The 23,728-nt window shown below is 71.8% G+C and carries 17 protein-coding genes and 1 rRNA gene; 3 read left to right on the top strand and 15 right to left on the bottom strand.

Annotated features, from left to right (window positions below; translation table 11 throughout):
• Positions 1–318 precede the first annotated feature (318 nt).
• The 6 genes from QFZ62_RS12835 to sucC form a co-directional block, all read right to left on the bottom strand.
• A 16S ribosomal RNA gene (locus QFZ62_RS12835) occupies positions 319–1,839 on the bottom strand.
• Between the two features lie 574 nt (positions 1,840–2,413).
• On the bottom strand, positions 2,414–4,039 hold the full coding sequence (purH, locus tag QFZ62_RS12830) for a bifunctional phosphoribosylaminoimidazolecarboxamide formyltransferase/IMP cyclohydrolase (protein WP_307506350.1): 1,626 nt from the start codon (positions 4,037–4,039) through the stop codon (positions 2,414–2,416).
• Complete coding sequence (gene purN / locus QFZ62_RS12825) at positions 4,036–4,629, bottom strand: phosphoribosylglycinamide formyltransferase (protein ID WP_307506347.1); 594 nt, start codon at positions 4,627–4,629, stop codon at positions 4,036–4,038. Before purN ends, purH begins: the two co-directional genes overlap by 4 nt.
• A gap of 9 nt (positions 4,630–4,638) precedes the next feature.
• A complete protein-coding gene (locus QFZ62_RS12820) occupies positions 4,639–5,919 on the bottom strand; it encodes a DUF6350 family protein (protein WP_307506345.1) in 1,281 nt (426 codons plus the stop codon).
• Positions 5,920–6,078: 159 nt separating this feature from the next.
• Positions 6,079–6,966: a succinate--CoA ligase subunit alpha gene (sucD, locus tag QFZ62_RS12815; RefSeq protein ID WP_307506342.1), complete on the bottom strand. Its 888-nt coding sequence runs from the start codon at positions 6,964–6,966 to the stop codon at positions 6,079–6,081.
• A 27-nt stretch (positions 6,967–6,993) separates the two neighbouring features.
• Positions 6,994–8,157 (bottom strand): ADP-forming succinate--CoA ligase subunit beta, encoded by a 1,164-nt coding sequence (gene sucC, locus QFZ62_RS12810; RefSeq protein WP_307506340.1) that lies wholly within the window; start codon positions 8,155–8,157, stop codon positions 6,994–6,996.
• A 248-nt stretch (positions 8,158–8,405) separates the two neighbouring features.
• Between sucC and QFZ62_RS12805 the strand changes: the two genes are divergently transcribed.
• Both QFZ62_RS12805 and QFZ62_RS12800 read left to right on the top strand, forming a co-directional pair.
• Complete coding sequence (locus tag QFZ62_RS12805; protein WP_307506338.1) at positions 8,406–9,227, top strand: oxygenase MpaB family protein; 822 nt, start codon at positions 8,406–8,408, stop codon at positions 9,225–9,227.
• Between the two features lie 101 nt (positions 9,228–9,328).
• Positions 9,329–11,329 (top strand): hypothetical protein, encoded by a 2,001-nt coding sequence (locus QFZ62_RS12800; RefSeq protein ID WP_307506336.1) that lies wholly within the window; start codon positions 9,329–9,331, stop codon positions 11,327–11,329.
• Here the strand turns inward: QFZ62_RS12800 and QFZ62_RS12795 are convergent.
• Entirely contained in the window at positions 11,301–13,751 is a 2,451-nt protein-coding gene (locus QFZ62_RS12795; RefSeq protein ID WP_307506334.1) for an ATP-dependent helicase, read from the bottom strand. The genes QFZ62_RS12800 and QFZ62_RS12795 overlap by 29 nt on opposite strands.
• Positions 13,752–13,976: 225 nt before the next feature.
• Positions 13,977–15,044, bottom strand: a complete 1,068-nt coding sequence (locus QFZ62_RS12790) for a glycerophosphodiester phosphodiesterase family protein (RefSeq protein WP_307506332.1) — start codon at positions 15,042–15,044, stop codon at positions 13,977–13,979.
• A gap of 141 nt (positions 15,045–15,185) precedes the next feature.
• Between QFZ62_RS12790 and QFZ62_RS12785 the strand changes: the two genes are divergently transcribed.
• Positions 15,186–15,989 (top strand): Bax inhibitor-1/YccA family protein, encoded by an 804-nt coding sequence (locus QFZ62_RS12785; protein WP_307506330.1) that lies wholly within the window; start codon positions 15,186–15,188, stop codon positions 15,987–15,989.
• A gap of 99 nt (positions 15,990–16,088) precedes the next feature.
• Here QFZ62_RS12785 and guaA read toward each other — a convergent pair whose 3' ends face one another.
• The 7 genes from guaA to QFZ62_RS12750 form a co-directional block, all read right to left on the bottom strand.
• Positions 16,089–17,669: a glutamine-hydrolyzing GMP synthase gene (gene guaA / locus QFZ62_RS12780; RefSeq protein ID WP_307506328.1), complete on the bottom strand. Its 1,581-nt coding sequence runs from the start codon at positions 17,667–17,669 to the stop codon at positions 16,089–16,091.
• Complete coding sequence (locus QFZ62_RS12775) at positions 17,666–18,211, bottom strand: DUF3817 domain-containing protein (RefSeq protein ID WP_307506326.1); 546 nt, start codon at positions 18,209–18,211, stop codon at positions 17,666–17,668. The genes guaA and QFZ62_RS12775 overlap by 4 nt, the downstream gene beginning before the upstream one ends.
• Before the next feature lie 9 nt (positions 18,212–18,220).
• Positions 18,221–19,207, bottom strand: coding sequence for an SURF1 family protein (locus QFZ62_RS12770; RefSeq protein WP_307506324.1), 987 nt, complete (start codon positions 19,205–19,207; stop codon positions 18,221–18,223).
• Positions 19,207–20,736, bottom strand: a complete 1,530-nt coding sequence (locus QFZ62_RS12765) for a cation:proton antiporter (protein ID WP_307506322.1) — start codon at positions 20,734–20,736, stop codon at positions 19,207–19,209. Before QFZ62_RS12765 ends, QFZ62_RS12770 begins: the two co-directional genes overlap by 1 nt.
• Before the next feature lie 3 nt (positions 20,737–20,739).
• Positions 20,740–21,273, bottom strand: a complete 534-nt coding sequence (locus tag QFZ62_RS12760; RefSeq protein ID WP_307506320.1) for a cation:proton antiporter regulatory subunit — start codon at positions 21,271–21,273, stop codon at positions 20,740–20,742.
• Between the two features lie 98 nt (positions 21,274–21,371).
• Entirely contained in the window at positions 21,372–22,490 is a 1,119-nt protein-coding gene (locus QFZ62_RS12755; RefSeq protein ID WP_307506318.1) for a GuaB3 family IMP dehydrogenase-related protein, read from the bottom strand.
• Complete coding sequence (locus QFZ62_RS12750) at positions 22,483–23,601, bottom strand: hypothetical protein (RefSeq protein WP_307506317.1); 1,119 nt, start codon at positions 23,599–23,601, stop codon at positions 22,483–22,485. Before QFZ62_RS12750 ends, QFZ62_RS12755 begins: the two co-directional genes overlap by 8 nt.
• Between the last annotated feature and the right edge of the window lie 127 nt (positions 23,602–23,728).

Raw genomic sequence — 23,728 nt, 5'->3', positions numbered from 1 at the left:
CGTCCACTGTGTAGTTCTCAATATACGGGCGGTACCCCACCGCCATCCACAACAGGACGACGGAAAGGGTCCGACAAGAAACCAGACACACCCGAAAGGTGCGGCCCGGTCCCTCAGGACCCAACAGCGTGCAACATGCCCTCGACACCCCGCACCACGTTCCCACCCCACAAGGAGGCGTACTAGCAGCACGACATATCAGCCGGCATCAATGTCAATGTTCCACCCATGAGCGCCACCGCCAGGACATACGCCTGACGCGTGACTTGGCACCCTTGATCTCCCTGTATACAGAGGAGAGGTGCACATGCTCCTTAGAAAGGAGGTGATCCAGCCGCACCTTCCGGTACGGCTACCTTGTTACGACTTAGTCCTAATCACCGATCCCACCTTCGACAGCTCCTCCCTTGCGGTTAGGCCACTGGCTTCGGGTGTTACCGACTTTCATGACTTGACGGGCGGTGTGTACAAGGCCCGGGAACGTATTCACCGCAGCGTTGCTGATCTGCGATTACTAGCGACTCCGACTTCATGAGGTCGAGTTGCAGACCTCAATCCGAACTGAGACCGGCTTTTTGGGATTCGCTCCACCTTACGGTATCGCAGCCCTTTGTACCGGCCATTGTAGCATGCGTGAAGCCCAAGACATAAGGGGCATGATGATTTGACGTCATCCCCACCTTCCTCCGAGTTGACCCCGGCAGTCTCCTATGAGTTCCCACCATTACGTGCTGGCAACATAGAACGAGGGTTGCGCTCGTTGCGGGACTTAACCCAACATCTCACGACACGAGCTGACGACAACCATGCACCACCTGTATACCGACCTTGCGGGGCGTACATCTCTGCACGTTTCCGGTATATGTCAAGCCTTGGTAAGGTTCTTCGCGTTGCATCGAATTAATCCGCATGCTCCGCCGCTTGTGCGGGCCCCCGTCAATTCCTTTGAGTTTTAGCCTTGCGGCCGTACTCCCCAGGCGGGGAACTTAATGCGTTAGCTGCGACACGGAGACCGTGGAATGGTCCCCACATCTAGTTCCCAACGTTTACGGCATGGACTACCAGGGTATCTAATCCTGTTCGCTCCCCATGCTTTCGCTCCTCAGCGTCAGTTACGGCCCAGAGATCTGCCTTCGCCATCGGTGTTCCTCCTGATATCTGCGCATTCCACCGCTACACCAGGAATTCCAATCTCCCCTACCGCACTCTAGTCTGCCCGTACCCACTGCAGACCCGAGGTTGAGCCTCGGGATTTCACAGCAGACGCGACAAACCGCCTACGAGCTCTTTACGCCCAATAATTCCGGACAACGCTTGCACCCTACGTATTACCGCGGCTGCTGGCACGTAGTTAGCCGGTGCTTTTTCTGCAGGTACCGTCACTTTCGCTTCTTCCCTACTAAAAGAGGTTTACAACCCGAAGGCCGTCATCCCTCACGCGGCGTTGCTGCATCAGGCTTTCGCCCATTGTGCAATATTCCCCACTGCTGCCTCCCGTAGGAGTCTGGGCCGTGTCTCAGTCCCAGTGTGGCCGGTCACCCTCTCAGGCCGGCTACCCGTCGTAGGCTTGGTGAGCCATTACCTCACCAACTACCTGATAGGCCGCGAGTCCATCCCCAACCGAAATTCTTTCCACGACCAGACCATGCGGCCAGTCGTCATATCCGGTATTAGCTACCATTTCTAGCAGTTATCCCAGAGTCGGGGGCAGGTTACTCACGTGTTACTCACCCGTTCGCCACTGATCCGCCAGAGCAAGCTCTGACTTCACCGTTCGACTTGCATGTGTTAAGCACGCCGCCAGCGTTCGTCCTGAGCCAGGATCAAACTCTCCATAAATGCTTAAACGCACGACCACCCGAAGGCGATCGGCACATCTAAAGCCGGACGTGAACGGGAATCGAACACGAACCAGCAAGTTTGAAACCGACAGAACAAATCATTACTGACTTGCTTGTTTGTTTAAATGTATTCCAAAGGAATCCGGACACCATCCAGAAGGACGATGCCACGGGTATTTGGCATTTGACATTGTGCACGCTGTTGAGTTCTCAAGGAACGGACGCTCCCGACACCGACCATCACAGCCAGCCATCGGAGCTCACACTCCACCGCTCCCCGTGGGAGTGATCCAGACCACAAGGCCCAGCACTCACGTCGGAAGCAGAATCAGACCCTAGCTCAGTTGGTGGTACACACGCAACCCGTAGGCCGCGGCAACTTCTGTTTCACCAGGATCATCACCCGCCAGAACAGCTCCGGAAGCCTTTCAGCTTCCCGCCCGTTCCGGCGACAAGAGGAGACATTACGCGGACCACCCCACCCCCGCAAAACAACCCGCATCCCGGGCGTGTCGCGACGGTGTCCCGCACAGGAGGGGCGGCGGCACCCGGAGGCGCCGCTGCTCCCCCCGTCAGTGGAAGAAGTGGCGCTCGCCCGTGAAGTACATGGCGACGCCCGCGGCACGGGCGGCCTCGACGACCTCCTCGTCGCGGACCGATCCCCCGGGCTGGACAACGGCGCGGACGCCGGCGTCGAGCAGGACCTGCAGGCCGTCGGCGAACGGAAAGAACGCGTCCGATGCCGCGACCGAGCCGGTCGCCCGGTCCCCCGCCCGCTGCACCGCGAGCTGACACGAGTCCACCCGGTTGACCTGCCCCATGCCCACGCCGACTGATGCACCGTGGTGCGCGAGCAGGATCGCGTTCGACTTCACCGCGCGGCACGCCTTCCACGCGAACTCGAGGTCGGCGAGCGTCTGGTCGTCGACCGGCTCACCGGCGGCGAGGGTCCACGATCCCGACAGCCGCGTGCCGTCGGTCGGGAACGCGTCGCCCGACTGCACCAGGTATCCGCCGGAGATCTGACGGGCCTCGAGGTCCTCGCGGTGGTACCCCTCCGGCAGCGTGAGCAGCCGCAGGTTCTTCTTGGTCTTCAGCAGCGTGAGGGCGTCGTCGTCGAAGCCCGGCGCGACGAGGACCTCGGTGAAGATCTCCTTCACCGTCTCGGCCATCCCCAGCGTCACGGTCCGGTTCGCCGCGATGACGCCGCCGAACGCCGACACGGGATCGCAGTCGTGGGCGCTCCTGTGCGCCGAGGCGATGGCGTCCACTGCACGCGGCGCGGCGACGGCGATCCCGCAGGGGTTCGCGTGCTTGATGATGGCGACCGCCGGCTCGGCGAAGTCATAGGCGGCTCGGACCGCCGCGTCCGCGTCGACGAAGTTGTTGTAGGACATCTCCTTGCCGTGCAGCTGCACCGCCTGGGCGATGCCCGCCCCGTCGGATCGTCGGTACAGGGCCGCGTCCTGGTGGGAGTTCTCGCCGTACCGGAGCACCTGCGCGAGCTCACCCCGGACATCCCACGTCGCGGGCCAGCCGGGGTCGCCGGATGCCGACGGCTCGGCGCCGACGACCGCGGACCCGAAGTAGTCCGCCACCGCACGGTCGTAGTCGGCGGTGTGCGCGAAGGCCGACGCGGCGAGGCGCCGACGCTGCTCGAGGGTGGTCCCCCCGGACCGGACCGCCGCGATCAGCTCGTCGTAGCTCGCCGGCGACACGACGATGGCCACGTTGGCGTGGTTCTTGGCGGAGGCGCGCACCATGGCGGGCCCGCCGATGTCGATCTGCTCGATCACGTCCGACGCGGGAGCGCCCGAGGCGACCGTCTCCACGAACGGGTACAGGTTCACGACCACGAGCTGGAACGGCGAGATCCCGAGCTCCGCCAGCTGCACCTCGTGCGACTCCAGCCGCAGGTCGGCGAGGAGGCCCGCGTGCACGGCGGGGTGCAGCGTCTTCACCCGACCGTCGAGGGACTCGGGGAACCCCGTGACGTCCTGCACCTGGGTGACGGGGAAGCCCGCCTCCGCGATGGTGCTCGCCGTGGATCCGGTGGAGACGATCTCGACGCCGGCCTCCGCGAGGGCCGACGCCAGCTCGAGCAGGCCGGTCTTGTCGCTCACCGAGACGAGGGCGCGTGCCACCTCGATGCCGTCGCGATCGCGGAACAGGGACGGGTCGTGACGGGGTCCGCTCATGCCGGGGACAGCTCCTTGAGGTCGATGGTGCCGAGGGAGATCGCGCGCACCGTGTCGACGAGGAGCCTGCGCTCCACGACCTTGATGCGCTCGTGCAGGGTGTGCTCGGTGTCGCCCGGCTCCACGGGCACGCGCTCCTGCGCGAGCACGGGACCGGTGTCGACGCCGGTGTCGACGACGATGATGGACGCGCCGGAGCTCGTCGCCCCGGCCGCGATGGCGTCGCGCACGGCGTGGGCGCCCGGGAACTCGGGCAGGTACGCCGGATGCGTGTTCACGATGCGGGGCGCGAAGGCAGCGACGGCGCGCGGCGGCAACAGGCGCATGAAGCCGCTGAGGACCACCAGGTCGGGTTCCCAGCCGGCGATGGCGGCGGCCAGCTCGTCGCCCCATGCCGCACGGTCGGGGAAGCTCCCGAACGGGACCGTGAAGGTGGGGATGCCGCGCTCCTCGGCGAAGAGCAGCCCGTCGGCGTCGCGGTCCGCGCCGACGGCCACGACCCGCGCGGGGTAGTCGGCGTGCTCGGCCGCCTGGAGGAGGGCGTGGAGGTTGGTCCCGCTGCCGGAGATGAGGACGACCACGTTGAGCACGGCCACAGCCTATCCGCGTCCCTCGGCGCTGCGCCGGACGAGCGGCGCCATCAGCCCGGACACGAACATGCCGGCGACGGAGGCGATGCCGATCTCGAGGAACGCGGCGAGGAGGATCCACCCGGCGGCCGGCCCCACGTCGGCCAGGCGGCCCGGACCCGCGGCCCCGCCGGAGATCACGGCGAGCAGCGCGAGGATCCCCGCGCCGACGACGCCCATGCCGAGCCCGGCCACCAGGAACCACGGCCACCGCCGCGCCTCCGGCTCCGGGATGCGCGACACGCGCGGCGACAGCGCGACCGCCGCGACGAAGGCCACGACCACGGGCACGAGGATGCCGAGGAAGCCGAGGTCGAGCGCGCCCTGCGGCAGGATGCCCAGCACGGGCACCGACGGCAGCGGGCCCACCGACGTGCCGAGCGGCGACACGGACGACCCGGTGCCGATCGCGAAGCCCGGACCGAGGAGCCAGGACGCCGTCCAGAGCACCAGGTTCGGCAGGAGCGCGAGCTGCCCGAGCGTGAGCGCGACGCCGCCGACGATCCCCGTCTGCAGCGTCTCGTAGAGGGTGATCACGGTGGCGTACTGGATGCCGAGCAGCACGGCGACGACGACGGCCGAGATCGCGACGACCGCGAAGGCCGCCGCCGCTCCCCCGCGCAGGGCCGTCGCGGTGACCGATGCCGCCCCCGCCGGGAGGCGGTCGAACGCGTCGCGCCCGCTCCGGATGACCGCCGCGAGACGGCCGGACGACAGGGAGGCCCACCATCTGCCGGCGCGCGCGCGGTCGACGCGGGCGATGCCGCCCACGAGGAGGCCGAGGGCGAGCACCAGCGTCGGGAGCGCGGCACCCCGCACGACGGCCGGGGCGATGCCCTCGTGCTGCGCGGCGAGCGCCAGGCCGAGCGACAGCACGGCCGTGGTCCCGACGGCGGCGATCGCGCCGATCCCCGGGTGGTCGGTCTCGACGATGCGGCGGCCGGCGCGGATCCCGAGGAGGAGCGTGAGGAGGGCGAAGCCGAGCGGCGCGAGCGACAGCATGAACGGCGCGTCCACCGCGGGGAGCCCGAGGGCCGCCGCGAGCGCCGGATCCAGCGACGCGGTGAGCGGCACGCCGTGCCCCAGGAGCCACAGGTCGATCGCCGTGCGCGCGAAGACGCCCCAGTCGATCTGCAGGTCGTACTGCCCCGCCCAGAGCGCGGTGAGCGGGACGAGGGGCAGGGCGACGCCGACCCCCACCACCAGGAGCGCCTCGAGTGCCGCGAACAGGGCGGTTGCGTGTCGGTTCATGCCTCGACGACCCTACCGGCCGGGCCCTGCGCGACCGGTCGGGCGGCGGGCGCGGCGGGGCATCCGCGGGGCGATCCGCCAGGGGAGGAGGCGCGGGCGTGACGACGGCCCGCATCCACCGGATGCGGGCCGTCGTCATGCGCCTGGAGCGCGGGCGCCCTACAGCGCGGCGAAGACCTCGCGGAGGAGGTTGGCCGTCTCGGTCGGCGTCTTGCCGACCTTGACGCCGGAGGCCTCGAGGGCCTCCTTCTTGCCCTGCGCCGTGCCGCTGCCGCCGGAGACGATGGCGCCGGCGTGGCCCATGGTCTTGCCCTCGGGGGCGGTGAAGCCCGCGACGTACGCGACGACCGGCTTGGTGACGTGCGCCTTGATGTACTCGGCCGCGCGCTCCTCGGCGTCGCCGCCGATCTCGCCGATCATGACGATGGCGCGCGTCTCCGGGTCCGCCTCGAACGCCTCGAGGGCGTCGATGTGCGTGGTGCCGATGACGGGGTCGCCGCCGATGCCGATGGCGGTGGAGATGCCCAGGTCGCGCAGCTCGTACATCATCTGGTACGTGAGCGTGCCGGACTTCGACACGAGGCCGATGGGGCCGGCCTCGGTGATGGTGGCGGGGATGATGCCGGCGTTCGACTTGCCGGGGCTGATGATGCCGGGGCAGTTCGGACCGACGATGCGGGTCTTCCCGCCGGTGCTCTTGGCGTGCGACCAGAACTCCGCGGAGTCCTTGACCGGGATGCCCTCGGTGATGACGACCGCGAGCGGGATGGCCGCGTCGATCGCCTCCAGCACCGCGCTCTTGGCGAACGCCGGGGGCACGAAGATGACCGACACGTCGGCGCCCGTCTCCGCCATGGCCTCGGCGACGGAGCCGAAGATCGGGAGCTCGACGCCCGCGATCTCGACCGTGGTGCCGGCCTTGCGCGGGTTGACGCCGCCCACGACCTTGCTGCCGGACGCGAGCATGCGGCCCGCGTGCTTGGTGCCCTCGGAGCCCGTGAGGCCCTGGACGATGATCCTGCTGTTCTCGTCGAGAAGAATCGACATGTACCTGTTCCTGTTCTCTCTCGGGAGTTACGCGGCGGCCAGCTCGGCGGCCTTGTCGGCCGCCTCGTCCATGGTGCCGACGACGGTGACGAGGGGGTGCGCGCGCTCCTCGAGGATGCGGCGGCCCTCCTCGACGTTGTTGCCGTCGAGCCGGACGACGAGCGGCTTGGTGGCGGTGTCGCCCAGCTTGTCGAGCGCGCCGACGATGCCGTTCGCGACGGCGTCGCACGACGTGATGCCGCCGAAGACGTTGACGAAGACGCTGCGGACCTGCTCGTCGCCGAGGATGACGTCGAGACCCGCGGCCATGACCTCGGCGGACGCTCCACCGCCGATGTCGAGGAAGTTCGCGGGGCGCGCGCCGCCGTGCTTCTCGCCCGCGTAGCTGACGACGTCCAGCGTGGACATGACGAGACCCGCGCCGTTGCCGATGATGCCGACCTGGCCGTCGAGCTTCACGTAGTTGAGGTCGGACTCCTTGGCCTTCGCCTCGAGCGGGTCCGCGGCGGCCGCGTCCTCGAGGGCCGCGTGGCCCTCGTGGCGGAAGCCGGCGTTCTCGTCGAGCGTGACCTTGCCGTCGAGGGCGATGATGTCGCCCGACTCGGTGAGCACCAGCGGGTTGACCTCGACGAGCGTCGCGTCCTCGTCGCGGTAGACCCACCAGAGGCGCTCGAACACGGGCGCGACCTTGGCGATGAGCTCCTCCGGGAAGGACGCGGCGCGCGCGATCTCCTCGGCCTTGGCGGCGTCGATGCCGGTGACCGGGTCGATCTCGATGCGGGCGAGGGCCTCGGGGCGCGTGACCGCGAGCTCCTCGATCTCCATGCCGCCCTCGTAGCTGGTGAGGGAGAGGTAGGAGCGCTCGGCGCGGTCGAGCAGGATCGAGAAGTAGAACTCCTGCTTGATGCGCGCACCGGCGGCGACCATGACGCGGTTCACGGTGTGGCCCTTGATGTCGAGGCCGAGGATGGACTGCGCCGCCTCGTACGCCGCGTCGGCGCTCTGGGCGACCTTGACGCCGCCGGCCTTGCCGCGGCCGCCGGTCTTCACCTGCGCCTTCACGACCACGGTGCCGCCCAGCTTCTCGGCCGCGGCGCGCACCTCCTCGGCGGTGTCGGCGACGATCCCCGGGAGGACCGGGACGCCGTAGGACTCGAAGAGGTCCCTGGCCTGGTATTCGAAAAGATCCACGCGTGTCATCCCATCCGCACCCGCGCTCGGCGGTTACGTGCGTCGTTCGAGGCTGCGGTGCCACGACCGTCTGGTGGCGGCACCCGGTGTGTAGCGGCTGGTCGACGCGCACGCCGCCCACCGGGGTGGACCGGCCCGCCGCGTCGACGACCGTGGAGAGCCTATCGGGTCCCGCGTCGGCCGACCGGGGCGCCCTGCGCCCGTGCTGCGGGACGGGAACCGCCCGCCTGGGGAGGGAGACTGGGCGGATGAGGCCGACGACGCACGCCGCGCGACGGCGGGACGGATCCATCCGCGACCTCGCCGGCGAGGGGATCCTCCTGGCCGCGGGCGGACGGGCGATCCTGCTGCAGATCGCCGACCCGTCGGTCGCCCGCGGGGTGGCCGAGCACAGCGACTTCGCCTCGCGTCCGCTCGACCGGCTCGAGGGCACCCTCGGCTACGTGTACGCCGTCGTCTTCGGGTCGCCCGCCGAGGTCGCGCGCGCTCGGCGCATCGTGGGACGCGCCCACGCTCCCGTGCGGTCGGCGGTCCCCGCCGCGGACGGCTCCGCGCCGGCGTACTCGGCGTACGACGCCGACCTGCAGCTGTGGGTGGCGGCGACGCTCTACGACTCTGCCGTCCTGATGTTCGAGACCTGCTTCGGCCCGCTGCCCGAGGAGGCCGCGGACCGGATCTACGCGGAGTACGCCGTGCTGGGCACGGCGCTCCAGGTCCCGGAGGGGCGCTGGCCCGCGGACAGGGTCGCCTTCCGCGCGTACTGGGAGGAGCGGATCGCGACCCTCGACCCGACGCCGGACGCCCGCCGGGTCGCGCGGACGCTGCTGGGCGGACGCGTGGGATCGCCCGTGGTGCGCGCCGTGATGCCGCTCGTCGCCCTCGTGACGGCGGGGCTGCTGCCGCCGCGGATCCGCTCGGGCTTCGGGATGCGCTGGGACGCGCGGCTCGAGCGCCGCTTCCGACGGGCGCTCGGGACCGTCCTCGCGGTCTACCGGCTGATGCCGCGCGCGGTCCGCGAGGCGCCGCGGTCGGTGATCACGCGCCGGTACGGGCGGCGCGACGCCGACTAGCGGACGCCGGGCCGCTCCTGCACAGGTCGCGCGTCCCGCATCCCCTCCCCGTCCCGCCGGGAGCCCGATCGGGGGCGCGCGCGATGCCGCACCCTGCGGCCATGACACGGATCCCCTCCCCCGCTCCCCCGACCCGCCGACGCCCCGCGCGGCCGCCGGGCCCCTGCCCCGCCGCCCGCCTCGTGGCCACGTTCGTGGGCATCGGGCTGGCCATCGGCCCCGGCCTCGGCCTCGCGACGAGCGCCGCGCCTCCCGCGCAGGCGCTGAGCGCGACCTCCCGCGGAACGGGCTACGCCTCCGGCCCGGACGGCCGCTGGCTCGGGTCGTACCGGCTGGACGACGGGCGGCTCGGCTTCTGCATCGACGTCGGGCTGGCCGCCCCGCCCGGTCACGAGTACGCACCGGTGGACGATCCGGGCCGCTCCGCCGACGACCGGGCGCGCCTCGCCTACATCGCCCGAACCTGGGCGGGGACCGCGGATCCCGACACCGCGGCCGCCGGGCAGCTCGCGACGTGGAGCATCACCGGCCTCGGCGGGCACGACCTCGACTGGTACGCATCGCGCGCCGGCGATCGGGCGGGCGTCGTGGAGTCGCGTGCCCGGGACATGCTCGCCGAGGCCGGCTCCGCGACCGGCGCCTCGCGGTCGATCACCGCCGCCGCCGCGGTCACGCTCGGGGACGACGGCCACGGCACGGTGCGCGCCGACCTGCGTGCCGACTTCCTCGCCACCGGGCCGGCAGACGTCGCCCCCGGGACCCGGACGGGCACCGTCTCCCTGGAGGGCGCCGTCTTCGCGGACGGCAGCACGAGCACGGAGGTGGCGAACGGCACCGCCGTCCCCGTCACGGCGACCGGGTCCTCCCCGGAGTCCCACGTCACGGCGAGCGCCGCGTTCTCCGGCCTCCCCTACGGCGACGCGCTCGACGTGGTCGGCGCCGGGGCCGCGTCGCAGCGACTGGTCCTGGCCCGTCCTGCGGATGCGCGCGCCGCGGCACGGGCGGATGCGCGAGCGCCGAGTCCCCTCCCCTTCGCGCCCCGGGTCGTCACGCGCACGTCACGTGCGGTGGCCGCGGTCGGCGACGAGGTGGCGGACCATCTCCTCGTCTCCAGCGACCCGGCGGCGCCGGCTGCGCCCGGGAGGCCGGCCACCTCCGACGGCTGGGGGGTCGCGCGGCGTGAGGACGGGAGCCTCGTCCCCGTGCCCGTCATCGTCCGGAGCAGGCTCCTCGGCCCGTTCCCGGGGCAGGTGGGCCCGGAGCGGGACGACGCCCCGGACGATGCACCGCAGGTCTGCGCGGTGACCACCCCCGTCGACCGCGGACCGGGCGACTACACCACGCCCGCCTGCCGCGTGCCCGCGGGCGGCTTCTACACCTGGGTCGAGTCCATCTCGCCGGACGACACCCCGATGGCGGAGGGCCGGACGCGGGTGCTCCCCTGGCGCTCGACCTTCGGTGCCGCGACGGAGTCGACGCAGGTCCCGCACCCTCCGACGGTCACGACCACGATCGGGGCGCCGGAGATCACCACGGGCGAGTGCCAGGCCGACACGCTGCACGCCACGGGGTTCGTCGGCGTGGGGCCCGTGCCCATCCGGGTGCGCCTCGTCGGACCGCTCGACTCCGCTCCTGCGGAGGGCGAGGCCCTCGAGCCCTCCGACGAGACGTCGCCCGCAGCCGCCCAGGCCGTGGTGCAGCTCAGGGGCGACGGCGACGTGACCACGCCGTGCATGCGCGTCGACGTTCCCGGGTGGTACGTGGCCGTGCTCGACAGCCCCGGGCGCCCGGCGGACGACGCCGACGGGGCTGCCATCGCCCCCTTCGCCGACCACGTGGCGCACGCCGCCGAGACGTTCCATGTCAGCCCGCCCCCGCCGGCGACCCCGCCCACCCCGCCCGCGAACCCCGAGCTGGCGATGACGGGCGGCGCGCCGGGGATCGACGTCCCGGGAACAGCAGGTGGGCAGCGGGTCGGCGCCGGGCAGCTGGCCTGCGCGGCGGCCGCCGTCGGCGCCATCGGCGCGCTCGGCGTCGGCGCCCGCACCAGCGGCCGACGTCGCCGGAGGACCGCTAGAGCTTCTCGATGGGCGCGATCTTGATGAGGAGCCGCTTCCGCCCCGCCGGTCCGTCGAACTGCACCTCCGCGATGCGCTTGCGCCCTTCGCCCGTGACAGCCGTGACCCGGCCGTCGCCGAAGTCGGTGTGGCGAATGCGATCGCCGAACGCGAGCTCCAGGTCGCCGTTGTCGCGCACCTGCCCCGTGACCGTGTTGGCCCACTGGGTCTTGGGACGCGGGGGCGGCGGCAGGGCCGGGTCCTCGAAGCCGCTCGTCGACCGGGATCGACCGCTGTACCCGCCGCCCTCCCGACGGGCGTTGAGCGCCCGCGGCTGGGTGCCGCCGCGCGACGTGGCCATGCCCGGGGACTGCTTCCAGTCGATCAGCTCGGCTGGGATCTCCTGCAGGTACCGGCTCGGCATGGCCACGTTGACCTCGCCGAACTGCGCGCGGGTCATGGCGAGGGAGATGAAGAGGCGGCGGCGGGCTCGCGTGATGCCGACGTAGAAGAGACGCCGCTCCTCGGCAGGGCCGCCGGGTTCGTTCGCGGACATGCGGTGCGGGAGCAGGTCCTCCTCCACCCCGGTGAGGAATACCGAGTCGTACTCGAGGCCCTTCGCCGTGTGGAGGGTCATGAGGGACACCGTGCCGCTCGAGTCGTCCAGCTCGTCGGCGGCGGCCACGAGGGAGACCTCCGTGAGGAAGTCGACGAGCTGGCCCTCCGGGTTGTTGCGCGAGAACTCCTTCGTCACCGCGACGAGCTCCTCGACGTTCTCCGCGCGCGCCTCGTCCTGGGCGTCCTTGCTCGCGCGGAGCGCCTGCACCAGGCCGCTCCGGTCGAGGAGCGTGGTGACGAGGTCGCCGACGGAGGTGCGCCCCTCCGGCCGGTCGGGATCGAGCAGCAGCGCCACCTCGTCGAGCATGCGAGAGAGCGTGAGGATCGCCTGGGTGACCTTCGGCCCGAGCCCCAGCTCGGACGCGCGCCGCATGGCCTCCCGGAAGGTGACGCCGTGCGCCTCGGCGAAGTTCGCCAGCGCCGTCTCCGTGGCGGGGCCGATGCCGCGCTTCGGGGTGTTGAGGATGCGGCGGAGCGCGAGCACGTCGGCGGGGTTCGCCACGGAGACCAGGTACGCCATGGCGTCCTTGATCTCAGCCCGCTCGTAGAACTTCGTGCCGCCCATGATCCGATACGGGACTGCGGAGCGGATGAGGATCTCCTCGAGCGCGCGCGTCTGCGCGTTGGTCCGGTAGAAGACCGCGATCTCCGAGTAGGCGGTGCCCTCCTCGTGCAGCTTCTGGATCTCGTCGGCCACGAACTGCGCCTCGTCGTGACCCGAGTACCCCGTGAAGCCGACGATCTTGTCGCCGTCGCCGATGGACGTCCACAGCTTCTTGTCCTTGCGGTCGAAGTTGTGGGAGATGACGGCGTTGGCCGCGGTGAGGATGTTCTGCGTCGACCGGTAGTTCTGCTCGAGGAGCACGACCTTCGACTGCGGGAAGTCGCGCTCGAACTCGGTGATGTTGCGGATGTCGGCGCCGCGGAAGGCGTAGATCGACTGGTCGCTGTCGCCCACCACGGTGAGCGACGCTCCGTCGATGCCGCCCATGCCGTTCGTCGACATGCGCGTGTCGACGGGCACGTCGTCGGGCGAGACCGCGCGTGTGAGCTCGCGGATGAGGGAGTACTGCGCGTGGTTCGTGTCCTGGTACTCGTCCACCAGCACGTGCCGGAAGCGCCGCTGGTAGAGCGCCGCCACCTTCGGGAACGCGCGGAACAGGAAGACGGTCTGCCCGATGAGGTCGTCGAAGTCGAAGGCGTTCGCGGACGCCAGCGAGCGCGTGTACTGCCGGAAGATCTCCACGAACATGGCCTCGGCCGGGTCGTTGAAGTTGGCCGTGCGGGCGAAGGTGTCGGCGTCCGACAGCTCGTTCTTGAGCTTCGAGATGCGGCCGGACACGGAGGAGACCGTGAAGCCGAGCGTGTCCGCGTCGAGCTGCTTGATGATCCGCTTGATGAGGACCCGACTGTCGGCCGAGTCGTAGATGGTGAAGTTCTGCGTGAAGCCGAACGCCTCCGCCTCGCGACGCAGGATGCGCACGCACGCGGAGTGGAACGTCGAGATCCACATGCCCTCGGACGCCTGGCCGAGGAGCGACTCGACGCGCTCGCGCATCTCCGCGGCGGCCTTGTTCGTGAACGTGATGGCCAGGATCTGGCTCGGCCACGCCTCCCGCGACTCGATGAGGCTCGCGATGCGGTGGGTGAGCACGCGCGTCTTCCCGGAGCCGGCGCCAGCGACGATGAGGAGGGCCGGCCCGCGGTACACGACGGCCTCGCGCTGCTCCGGGTTGAGGCCCTCGAGCAGCGGATCCGACGGGGTCCCGGGCCCTCCGCCGGCGCCCCCGCGGCCGTCGAGGATGATCGGCGTGCTGGAGGCGGGAAGGGCGGCGGGGTCGGCACTCATGTCGGCATCGATCCTAGGCGCTGCCCCCGACGCCGGTCCGGGCGGGAGACGCGCGGCCCGTGGCCGCACCATCCGGTACGCCCGCCGCGAGGCGGCGCGAGCGCCGAGCGGAGCGGAGCGATCCGAACCGAGCGAGCCGAGCCGAGCCGAGCGACCGAGCGACCGAGCGACCGAGCGAGCCGAGCGACCCGGAGCCCCCGCGACCGGACCTGACGCCCCGCGCCCCTATCCCCCGGCCCCGACCGCCGCCGCCCGCTCCTCGACGAGCCGCACCGCGAGATCCGGATGGTCGACGAACACGCCGTCGACGCCCGCGTCGAGGAGCCGCCCCCAGTGCGCGCGGAAGTCGCCGTGCGCGGACCTCGGCCCGGACCCGCGGAGGGGTCGGGGCAGGAACGCGTTCTCGGGCCGGAGCGTCCAGGTGAACACGGAGAGGCCGGCGGCGTGCGCGCGCCCGACCAGGTCGGAGCCGGGAGCGGGGACCGCATCGTCGGCGCGATCGGCGGTGAAGCCCGCCGCCGGGCAGATCCGCTCCACGCCGACGCTGATGCCGTCCACGTCGGCGGCGAGCGCCGCGAGCCCCGCGTCCGTCAGCTGCTCGTCGAAGGTGGCCGCCGATCCGCCGTGGCGCGCGACCTCGTCCGTTGCGGCGCCGCGTCCCTCGAGCAGGTACACCAGCCGGGCCTCCACGCCGCGTGCCCGGACCCGCAGCAGCACGTCCCGCTCGAAGGACTCGACCGTGAGGCGCGATGCGTCCGACGCCCAGCCGTGAGCCACGAGGTCGCGCGCGAGCAGCTCGTCGAGCGGCAGGCCGAAGGCGGCGAAGTGGGTGGCGTGCTTGATCTCCGCCACCATGCCGAGCGGTCGGCCGTGTCGCGCGGACTCCTGGTCGATGATGCGGAGCAGGTCGGGCAGCGAGAGCACCGCCTCCTCGTCGTCGTGCGTCGCGTTGCCCGGCCGGATCGCGGGGATCCGCTCCCGGCATCGGAGCGTCCGGATCTCGGCCCACGTCATGTCCTCGGTGAACCAGCCCGTGCGCTCGACGCCGTCGACGACGCGCGTGGTCCGGCGGTCGGCGTACTCGGGACGGTCCGCGACGTCCGTGGTGCCCGACAGCTCGTTCTCGTGCCGGATGACGAGCACCCCGTCGGACGAGGTGACGAGGTCGGGCTCGACGGCATCCGCTCCCTGCGCGAAGCCCAGCCGCACGGCGGCCGCGGAGTGCTCGGGGCGGTGTCCGCTCGCTCCGCGATGGGCGATGACGAGGGGGCGGGGGCGAGGGGCGTGATCCACGCGGGGGACGCTACAGGCGCCAGGTGGACGGCGAGCGGGTGCCCATGTGAGGAAATACAGGGCCCGCGCGAGTGGTTTCCCAGCCTGGTCGGCTAAATTGATGCCCGATCACGTTCATCCACCATTGAGAGTAGAAGGATCATGGCCAACCCCACGTTCTCCAACAACCCGGTCTTCAACGGCCGGGGTGCGACGCCCACGAGGGATGTGACCCCGGAGAGCCTCGACGAGCTCTACAACCGCCCGTCCGCGACGGCCTCCCAGACCGACCGCATGACGTTCGAGGACACGACCGTCAAGACGGTCAGCCTTCTCGCGATCGTCATCGTCCTCGGCGCCGTCGCCTGGCTCTCGGGCCCGCTGGCCATGCCCCTCGCGCTGCTCGGCGCGCTCGGCGGATTCGTGCTCGGACTCGTCAACTCCTTCAAGAAGGAGCCGTCCGTCCCGCTCATCGTCGCGTACGCCGCGTTCGAGGGCCTCTTCGTGGGCGGCATCTCCCGCGTCTTCGAGGGCATCTACCCCGGCGTCGCGACGCAGGCGGTCCTCGGCACGGCGGCGGTGTTCGCCACCGTCCTCCTGCTGTTCCGCAGCGGCAAGATCCGCGCCTCCAAGAAGGCCACGAAGATCTTCATGGTCGCGATGGTCGGTTACCTGCTGTTCTCGCTGCTGAACTTCGGCCTGATGGCCTTCGGCGTCACCGACAGCGCCTTCGGACTGCGCAGCCAGCCCGTGTTCGGCATCCCGCTCGGCGTCATCCTCGGCATCTTCGTCGTCCTGCTGGCGTCCTACTCGCTGGTGCTCGACTTCGACTTCATCCAGCGCGGCGTCCGCGCCGGCGCCCCGCGTCGCTACGGCTGGACCGCGGCCTTCGGCCTCGTGGTCACCATCGTGTGGCTGTACGTCGAGCTGCTCCGCCTGTTCGCGATCCTGCGCGGCAACGACTAGCAGCACCCGGTCCGCGGCGCAGCACCGCGGACCGGCAGAACGACGAAGGCCGCTCCCCGAGGGGAGCGGCCTTCGTCGTCCAACGCCCGGGCGGGAGGATCACTCCCACTCGATGGTTCCCGGCGGCTTCGACGTGACGTCGAGCACGACGCGGTTCACCCCGTCGACCTCGTTCGTGATGCGGTTCGAGATCCGCGCGAGCACGTCGTACGGGAGGCGGGTCCAGTCCGCCGTCATCGCGTCCTCGCTCGAGACGGGACGCAGCACGATGGGGTGGCCGTAGGTGCGGCCGTCGCCCTGCACGCCCACGGACCGGACATCCGCCAGGAGCACCACGGGGCACTGCCAGATCTCCTGGTCGAGGCCCGCCGCGGTGAGCTCGGCGCGCGCGATCGCGTCGGCCTGGCGCAGCAGCTCGAGGCGCTCGGCCGTGACCTCGCCGACGATGCGGATCCCGAGGCCGGGACCGGGGAAGGGCTGGCGCCCCACGATGACCTCGGGGAGGCCCAGCTCGCGGCCGATGGCGCGCACCTCGTCCTTGAAGAGGGTCCGCAGCGGCTCGACGAGCTCGAACTTGAGGTCCTCCGGGAGGCCGCCCACGTTGTGGTGGCTCTTGATGTTCGCGGTGCCCGTGCCGCCGCCGGACTCGACGACGTCCGGGTAGAGCGTGCCCTGCACGAGGAAGCGGATGGGCTCGCCGTCGGCCTTCGCCTCGAGCACGAGCGCCTCCGCGGCGCCCTCGAACGAGCGGATGAACTCGCGGCCGATGATCTTGCGCTTGGCCTCGGGGTCCGTGACGCCCGCGAGGCCGTCCAGGAACTGCTCGGCCGCGTCGACCGTGACGAGGCGGACGCCCGTGGCGGCCACGTAGTCCTCCTCGACCTGGCGGCGCTCATCCTGGCGGAGGAGGCCGTGGTCGACGAACACGCACGTGAGCTGATCGCCGACCGCGCGGTGCACGATCGCGGCGGCCACGGCGGAGTCGACACCGCCGGAGAGGCCGCAGATGACGCGGGCGTCGCCGACCTGGGCGCGGATCCGCTCGACCTGCTCGGCGATGACGTTGCCGCTGTTCCAGTCGCCCGGGATGCCGGCGGCGCGGTGCAGGAAGTTCTCGAGCACGGCCTGGCCGTGCGCGGAGTGCTTGACCTCGGGGTGCCACTGCACGCCGTACAGGCGGCGCTCGTCGCTCGCGAACGCGGCGACGGGCGTGGACGCGCTGGAGGCGAGGACCTCGAAGCCCTCGGGTGCCTTCGACACGGAGTCGCCGTGGCTCATCCACACCGTCTGGTCGTCGGGCTGGCCGTCGAGCAGGGTGCTGCCGGGCGTGAGCGTGACCGCGGTGGAGCCGTACTCGCGCTGGCCGGTGTGCGCGACCTCGCCGCCGAGCGCGCGGGCCATGACCTGGAAGCCGTAGCAGATGCCGAGCACGGGGACGCCGAGGTCGAGGATCCCCTCGTCGAGGCCGGGCGAGCCCTCCTCGTAGACGCTCGACGGGCCGCCGCTCAGGACGATGCCGGACGGGTCCTTCGCGCGGATCTCCTCGGCCGTGATCGTGGACGGCACGATCTCCGAGTAGACGTTGGCCTCGCGGACGCGGCGGGCGATCAGCTGCGCGTACTGGGCGCCGAAGTCGACGACGAGGACGGGGCGCTGGTTCGTGGGGTTGTCGACGCTCAAGTGGTGGCCTCCGTGGTGGTGGTCGGGTCGGTGGGTCGGGGGGCGCGGCGGTCGTCGTCGCCGGGGGCGCTCGCGGCGGCGCGGCGCGGCGCCTCGAGCTCCGCGATGGTCGCGTGCACCTGGCGCGCGATGCGGGCCTCGACCACGAAGGACAGGAACGGCACGACGCCGCCCGCCGCGATGAGGATGAAGCGCGTGAACGACCAGCGCATCCGCTGCCAGAGCAGGAAGTCGCTGATGAGGTAGACGACGTAGATGTTGCCGTGGACGATCTGGACGATGAGGCTGAGGTTCGTGCCCGTGAGGGTGTCGGCCGGCGACAGCGCCAGGAAGCCCGACGGGCCGTTCAGCTCGAGCTCGTAGCCGGCGCCCGCGAGGTACTGCAGCGAACCGTCGGCGAACTGGAAGCCCGGCAGGTACTTGAACCCCATCTCCACGACCAGGAGGAGGAGGAACGCGCCGGTGATGAAGGCCATGACGCGGTAGAAGCCGAGGACCCTCCGGATCTGCGGGACGTCGGAGCGCTTGAGTCCGTGGGCCATGCCTGGATCCTACCGGTCGGCGTCTGCGCGGCTCCCGGGGCGGGGAGCGCCGCCGGACGCGTCGAGGGCGCCCTCGGGGAGCGGGTCGTCGTCGTCATCGTCGTCGTCGTCGCGGTAGCCCGGCTGCTCGCGTGTCCAGGTGTCGCGCACGGTGCGGTACCAGATGACGATCGCGAAGATCGCGAAGACCGCCCACTCCGCCGCGTAGAAGATGTTGAGCCAGTTGAGCTGCACGTCCTCGCTCGGCGGCGGCGAGTAGATGGGCGAGAGCCCCGCTTGGGCGTCGGAGGCCACGACGAAGCCGTTGTAGACGTCGCCCACGTCGCCCTGCCAGACGTTGACGAGCGCCGCCGTGCTGAGGCGCGTCATGCGCTGCGGATCCTGGCCGGTGCCGGACGGCTCGGGCTGCTCGCTGGGGAGGAAGCGGCCGACGACCTCCCGGGTGCCTGCCGACGGACCGGCATCGGCGTTCAGGCGCGCGGCGACGGCCGCCGCCTCGTCGTCGGTCGCGGCCCAGCCGAGGGCGACGGGGACGCTGGCGGGGAGGGCGTCGGGCGCGGCATCCGCGGGCCGGCCGTCGTCCGTGACCGACAGGTGGCCGACGACCCAGGCGCCGGTGCGGCCGTCGTCCAGCCGGTCCGACACGACGACGAAGTCGCCGGGGACGAGCGCGCCCGAGACGGTGACCATGTGCCCGGCCGACCGGTCGGTGACGTAGCCCTGCGGCTCGGCGAGCGTCCCCAGCGGCAGCGCCGTCTCGGTGTCGCGCTCGATCACGACGCCCGACTCGACGGCGCGGGCCAGCTGCCACTGCCCGAGCGCGGCGAACCCCGCGGCGATGACCAGCGCGAGCGCGAGCAGCGCGATCGAACGGGGGCGCCGGGCGACCTGGGCGACGGTGGGGCCGGGGCCCTCGGATCCCGGACCGCCGGGTCCGGGCGTCCCGGAGCCGGAGCGCCCGCTGCCGTCGGGGAGGTGGTCGGATGCGTGCGTCATCAGTAGTCGGGTTCCCGTTCGCGCGTCGGCGGTGTCCAGGTGTCGTGGTCGGACTGCTGCCCGGCCTGCTCGGCACGGCGGCGGTCGGGGGCGGGACGCGCCTCCTCGTCGTCGCCGTCGGCGGCGTCGGCTCCCGCACCGCGCGGCACGCCCGATCCGCGCCCGCCCTCCGCCTCGGGACCGGTGCCCGGCGTCGTGCCGCGCGCGGCCGTGCCGGGTCGGGATCCCGCGATCGCGAGGCCGTCGTCGAAGGCGTCCGCGGGCACGGGGTCCCCGCGCTCGGCGGCCTCGAACAGGGCGAGGGCGCCCGCGCGCTCGGCGTCGCGCTCGGCCTTCTCCGCCGCGCGCTTGGTGGCGGAGCGGTAGCGCGTGGGCAGGACGGCCGTGCCGATGCGCACCGAGTTGGCGGCGAGGAGCGGCCCCATGATCGCCATGACGAGCACGTAGAGGCCGGCGAAGGGCTGGATCCGCTCGTCGAGCCCCGCCGAGAGCGACAGCGTCGCGAGGATCAGCGCGAACTCGCCCCGGTTCTGCAGGATGAAGGCCGTGTTGATGCCGGCCTGGGCGCCGTGGCCGTTGAGCCAGGCGACGAACTGGCCCGCGATGAGGTTGAGCGTGACGGTCATGGCGACGGCCACCAGCACCGGGACCACCACCGTGGGGAACTCGCCCGGGTCGAGCGCGAGCCCGAAGTTCAGGAAGAAGAACGCGCCGAACACGTCGCGCAGCGGGATGGCGATCTGCTCGATGCGGTTGCGCACGCGGGTCGCCCCGAGCACGAGGCCGATGAGGAAGGCCCCGATCGCGTCCGTGACGCCGAGGACCTCCCCGATGCCGCCGAAGAGGATCGCGAGGCCGAAGAACAGGACCGTGAACAGCTCCACGTCGCGCGTGCGGAGGAAGCGCGAGAGGAAGGCGCCGCCCTTCCGCGCGACCGTGAACATGATGACGAGGAACGCGAACGACACGGCCAGCTGGCCGACCACGGCCCAGGGCTCGGTCTCGCCGCTCAGCACGACGGACACGATGGCGAGGTAGACGGCGATGAAGATGTCCTCGACCACCGTGACGCCCAGGATCATGGGCGTCTCGTCGTTGGCGAGCCGGTTCAGCTCGATGAGGAGCTTCGTGACGATGGCGCTCGAGGAGGTGGCCGTCATGCCCGCGATGACCAGCGCCTCGCGGGTGCCCCAGCCGAGCGCGAAGCCGAACGCGAACCCGACGCCCATGTTAATGAGCACGTAGGAGCCGCCGGAGACGATGAGCTTGCCCGCGTTGCCGAAGAACTCGTCCTGGTCGAACTCCAGGCCGAGGTTGAACAGCAGGAGGATCAGGCCGAAGACGGCGATGAGCTCGATGTCGCCCGAGGCGAAGTCGAGCGGGAACCAGTCGACGCTCGGGCTCGCGAGGAGCCCGATGAGCATGTAGATGGGGATGGCGGGCAGGCCGACGCGCTTGCCGAGCTGGCCGAACGCGTAGGCGAGGACGAACAGCAGGCCGAGGACGATGAGGTCGTGGCCGTGGTGCACCCGCTACCCTCCGTCCGGCGCGGAGCCGGATGCGGGACGGTGCGGGAACTCGCCCGTCCGGTAGAACGCGAAGGCCTTGGCGACCTTCTCCGGCGAGCCGGCGACCACGAGCGTGTCGCCCGGGTACACCGTGAAGTCGTCGGCGGGCGCGGGGTTCGCGGAGTCGCCGCGCACGACCGCCACGACCGTGAGGCCGACGACGCCGCGCGACGCGAGGTTGCCGAGCGCCTGACCGGCGATGTGGTCGTCGTAGTCGACGGTGAACCAGTCGATGCTGAGGCCCGGGATCTGGTCGAGCTTGTCGAGCGACTCGGTGATGCGCGTGCCGCCGAGCAGCTCCGCGAGCGTGTGGGCCTCGTCCTCGCTGAGGCGGAGCGACACCTTCTGCGTGTCGGGCCCGTCCTGCTCCTCCGAGAAGGTGATCAGGTCGCTGTGGCCGGAGCGGTGGGCGATGACGCCGACCTTGCCCCCGTCGTCGGTGATGAAGGTGTGCAGCACGCCGACACCCGGCAGCTTGACGCGACGGACCTCCGCCATGCGCGCACCTCCCTCTTCCTGTGGATCACAACGCCGGCCGGACCCCGCATGTTCCCGGTCGCTCGACGCGATGCGGGTCCGGCGGGGCGGCCGGCGTACTACTTGCCGTACGGAGCGACGACGACCTCGACGCGCTGGAACTCCTTGAGGTCGGAGTAGCCGGTGGTGGCCATGGCGCGGCGCAGGGCGCCGACCAGGTTGGAGCTGCCGTCGGCCCGGGTAGACGGGCCGTAGAGGATCTGCTCGAGGGGCGCGACCTGGTCGACGCGGACGCGGTGGCCGCGCGGCAGCTCGGGGTGGTGCGCCTCGGCGCCCCAGTGGAAGCCCTGGCCGGGTGCGTCGGTGGCGCGCGCCAGCGTCGAGCCGAGCATGACGGCGTCGGCGCCGACCGCGATGGCCTTGACGATGTCGCCGGAGCTGCCGAGGCCGCCGTCCGCGATGACGTGCACGTAGCGGCCGCCGGACTCGTCCATGTAGTCGCGTCGCGCGCCCGCGACGTCGGACAGCGCGGTGGCCATGGGCGCGTGGATCCCGAGGGCCGAGCGCGTGGTCGACGCCGCTCCCCCGCCGAAGCCGACGAGCACGCCCGCCGCTCCCGTGCGCATGAGGTGCAGGGCCGCCGTGTAGGTGGCCGCGCCGCCGACGATGACGGGGACGTCGAGCTCGTAGATGAACTCCTTGAGGTTGAGGGGCGCGGCGCCCTTGGAGACGTGCTCGGCGGACACGGTGGTGCCGCGGATGACGAAGAGGTCGATGCCGGCCGCGACCACGGTCTCGTAGTGGTCGGCGGTGCGCTGCGGGGAGAGGGCCGCGGCGACGACGACGCCGGCCGCGCGGATCTCGGCGATGCGCGCCGTGATGAGCTCCGGCTTGATCGGCTCGGCGTAGATCTGCTGCATGCGGGCGGTCGCCGACTCGGGCGGCAGCGAGCGGATCTCCTCGAGCAGGCGCTCGGGGTTCTCGTACCGGGTCCAGAGGCCCTCGAGGTCGAGGACCCCGACGCCGCCGAAGCGCCCCATGGCGATCGCCGTGGCCGGGGAGACCACGGAGTCCATGGGCGCCGCGAGGAACGGGATCTCGAACTGGTACGCGTCGATCGACCACGAGACCGACACGTCCTGGGGGTCGCGTGTGCGACGGGACGGGACGATGGCGATGTCGTCGAACGCGTACACGCGGCGGGCGCGCTTGGCGCGGCCGATCTCTACATCACTCACCCGCACAGCCTAGCGGCGGGCTCCTGCGCGACCGGCCGCCGCCCGGATCCGGCCGCGCCCCGGGTCGCACGTGCGCGGACCGACGCTCGGGCTCGAGACCCGCATGGAGCAGCAGCGCCCGCAGCCGGCCCGCGGCCAGGACGTCGCGCTCCGCCGCCACGACGACGCGCCACCGACCCCGCTCCGTGGCCTGCCCGGCTTCCCCGGCCACGGGATCCGGCCGGTCGTCGGCCGTCGCCGACGCCGCGATCCGCAGCCCGATCCGCTCGCGCCGCCAGGCCAGCACGAGCCGCCCGTGACCGTCCACGCCGACCCCGACGTCCGGATGCGCGAGCCCCGTCTCCCGGGCGACGCCGCGGGCGACCGACTCGACGGGGCAGCGGGCCGCGCCGTCCGCCGCCTCCACGAGCAGCTCCGCCCGCCGGCTCCACGGCCCGGGACCGCGCAGCTCCCGCTCCGCCTCGAGGTCCGCGCGCGTCGCGGGCGACGCGCGCGTCGGCCCGAGCACGTCATCGAGCGCGACCAGCCCGTGCGCGAGCCAGCCCGGGCCGTGCGGCGAGGCGTCCCGCACCGCCGCCATCGCCGCCTCGTGCGACGCGGCGAGCGCCGTCGCCGCGAGACCCGGCAGACCCACGCCCTCCGTCACCCGCACGAGCGGCGACCGCCCCCGCGTGGGATCACGGGAGATGCGGGTGCCCGCCGGACGTCCCGCGGGCGTCCCGGGCAGCTCGAGCAGCGTGACGAGGGTCGGCCACGGCGTGAGGCGCGGCAGCGCGTGCACGGCCGCCGCGGACGCCCCGCCGAGCACGATCGGGGCCGCGGAGACCCGGGCGAGCGCGCGGATCCGCAGCAGGTGCCGCTCGCGCGCCGACACCGCCTCCCACGCGAGGCGGTCCACGTGCACCCCGGCGCGCAGCCGGACGAGCGAGCCCCGCGCCTCCGCGCGGGCGACGGCCCCCGCGTCCGCGCGCTCCTCTTCACCCGAGGAGCCGAGGCACGACGCCGGGGTCGCGGGCGGCGCCCCGGAGAGGATCAGCGCCACCCCGGGCGGCCCGAGCGCGGGCTCCGTGGGAGGAGCGGAGGAGGGGACGGGACGCGGGGACGACGGCATGCGGGAAGTGTCGCGTCGGGGACCGCCCCGGCACGCGAGGCCCCGCGACCCGCCGGACACCCCGTGCGCCCTGCGCCCTGTGAGGGAGCGCCCGCACGCGCGAGGGGCCGGTGCGATGCGCACCGGC

The sequence above is a fragment of the Clavibacter sp. B3I6 genome, from assembly GCF_030816895.1.
GTDB lineage: Bacteria > Actinomycetota > Actinomycetes > Actinomycetales > Microbacteriaceae > Clavibacter.
Note: the sequence above shows the minus strand (reverse complement) of the source record. Positions and strands in the feature narration are given on the sequence as shown.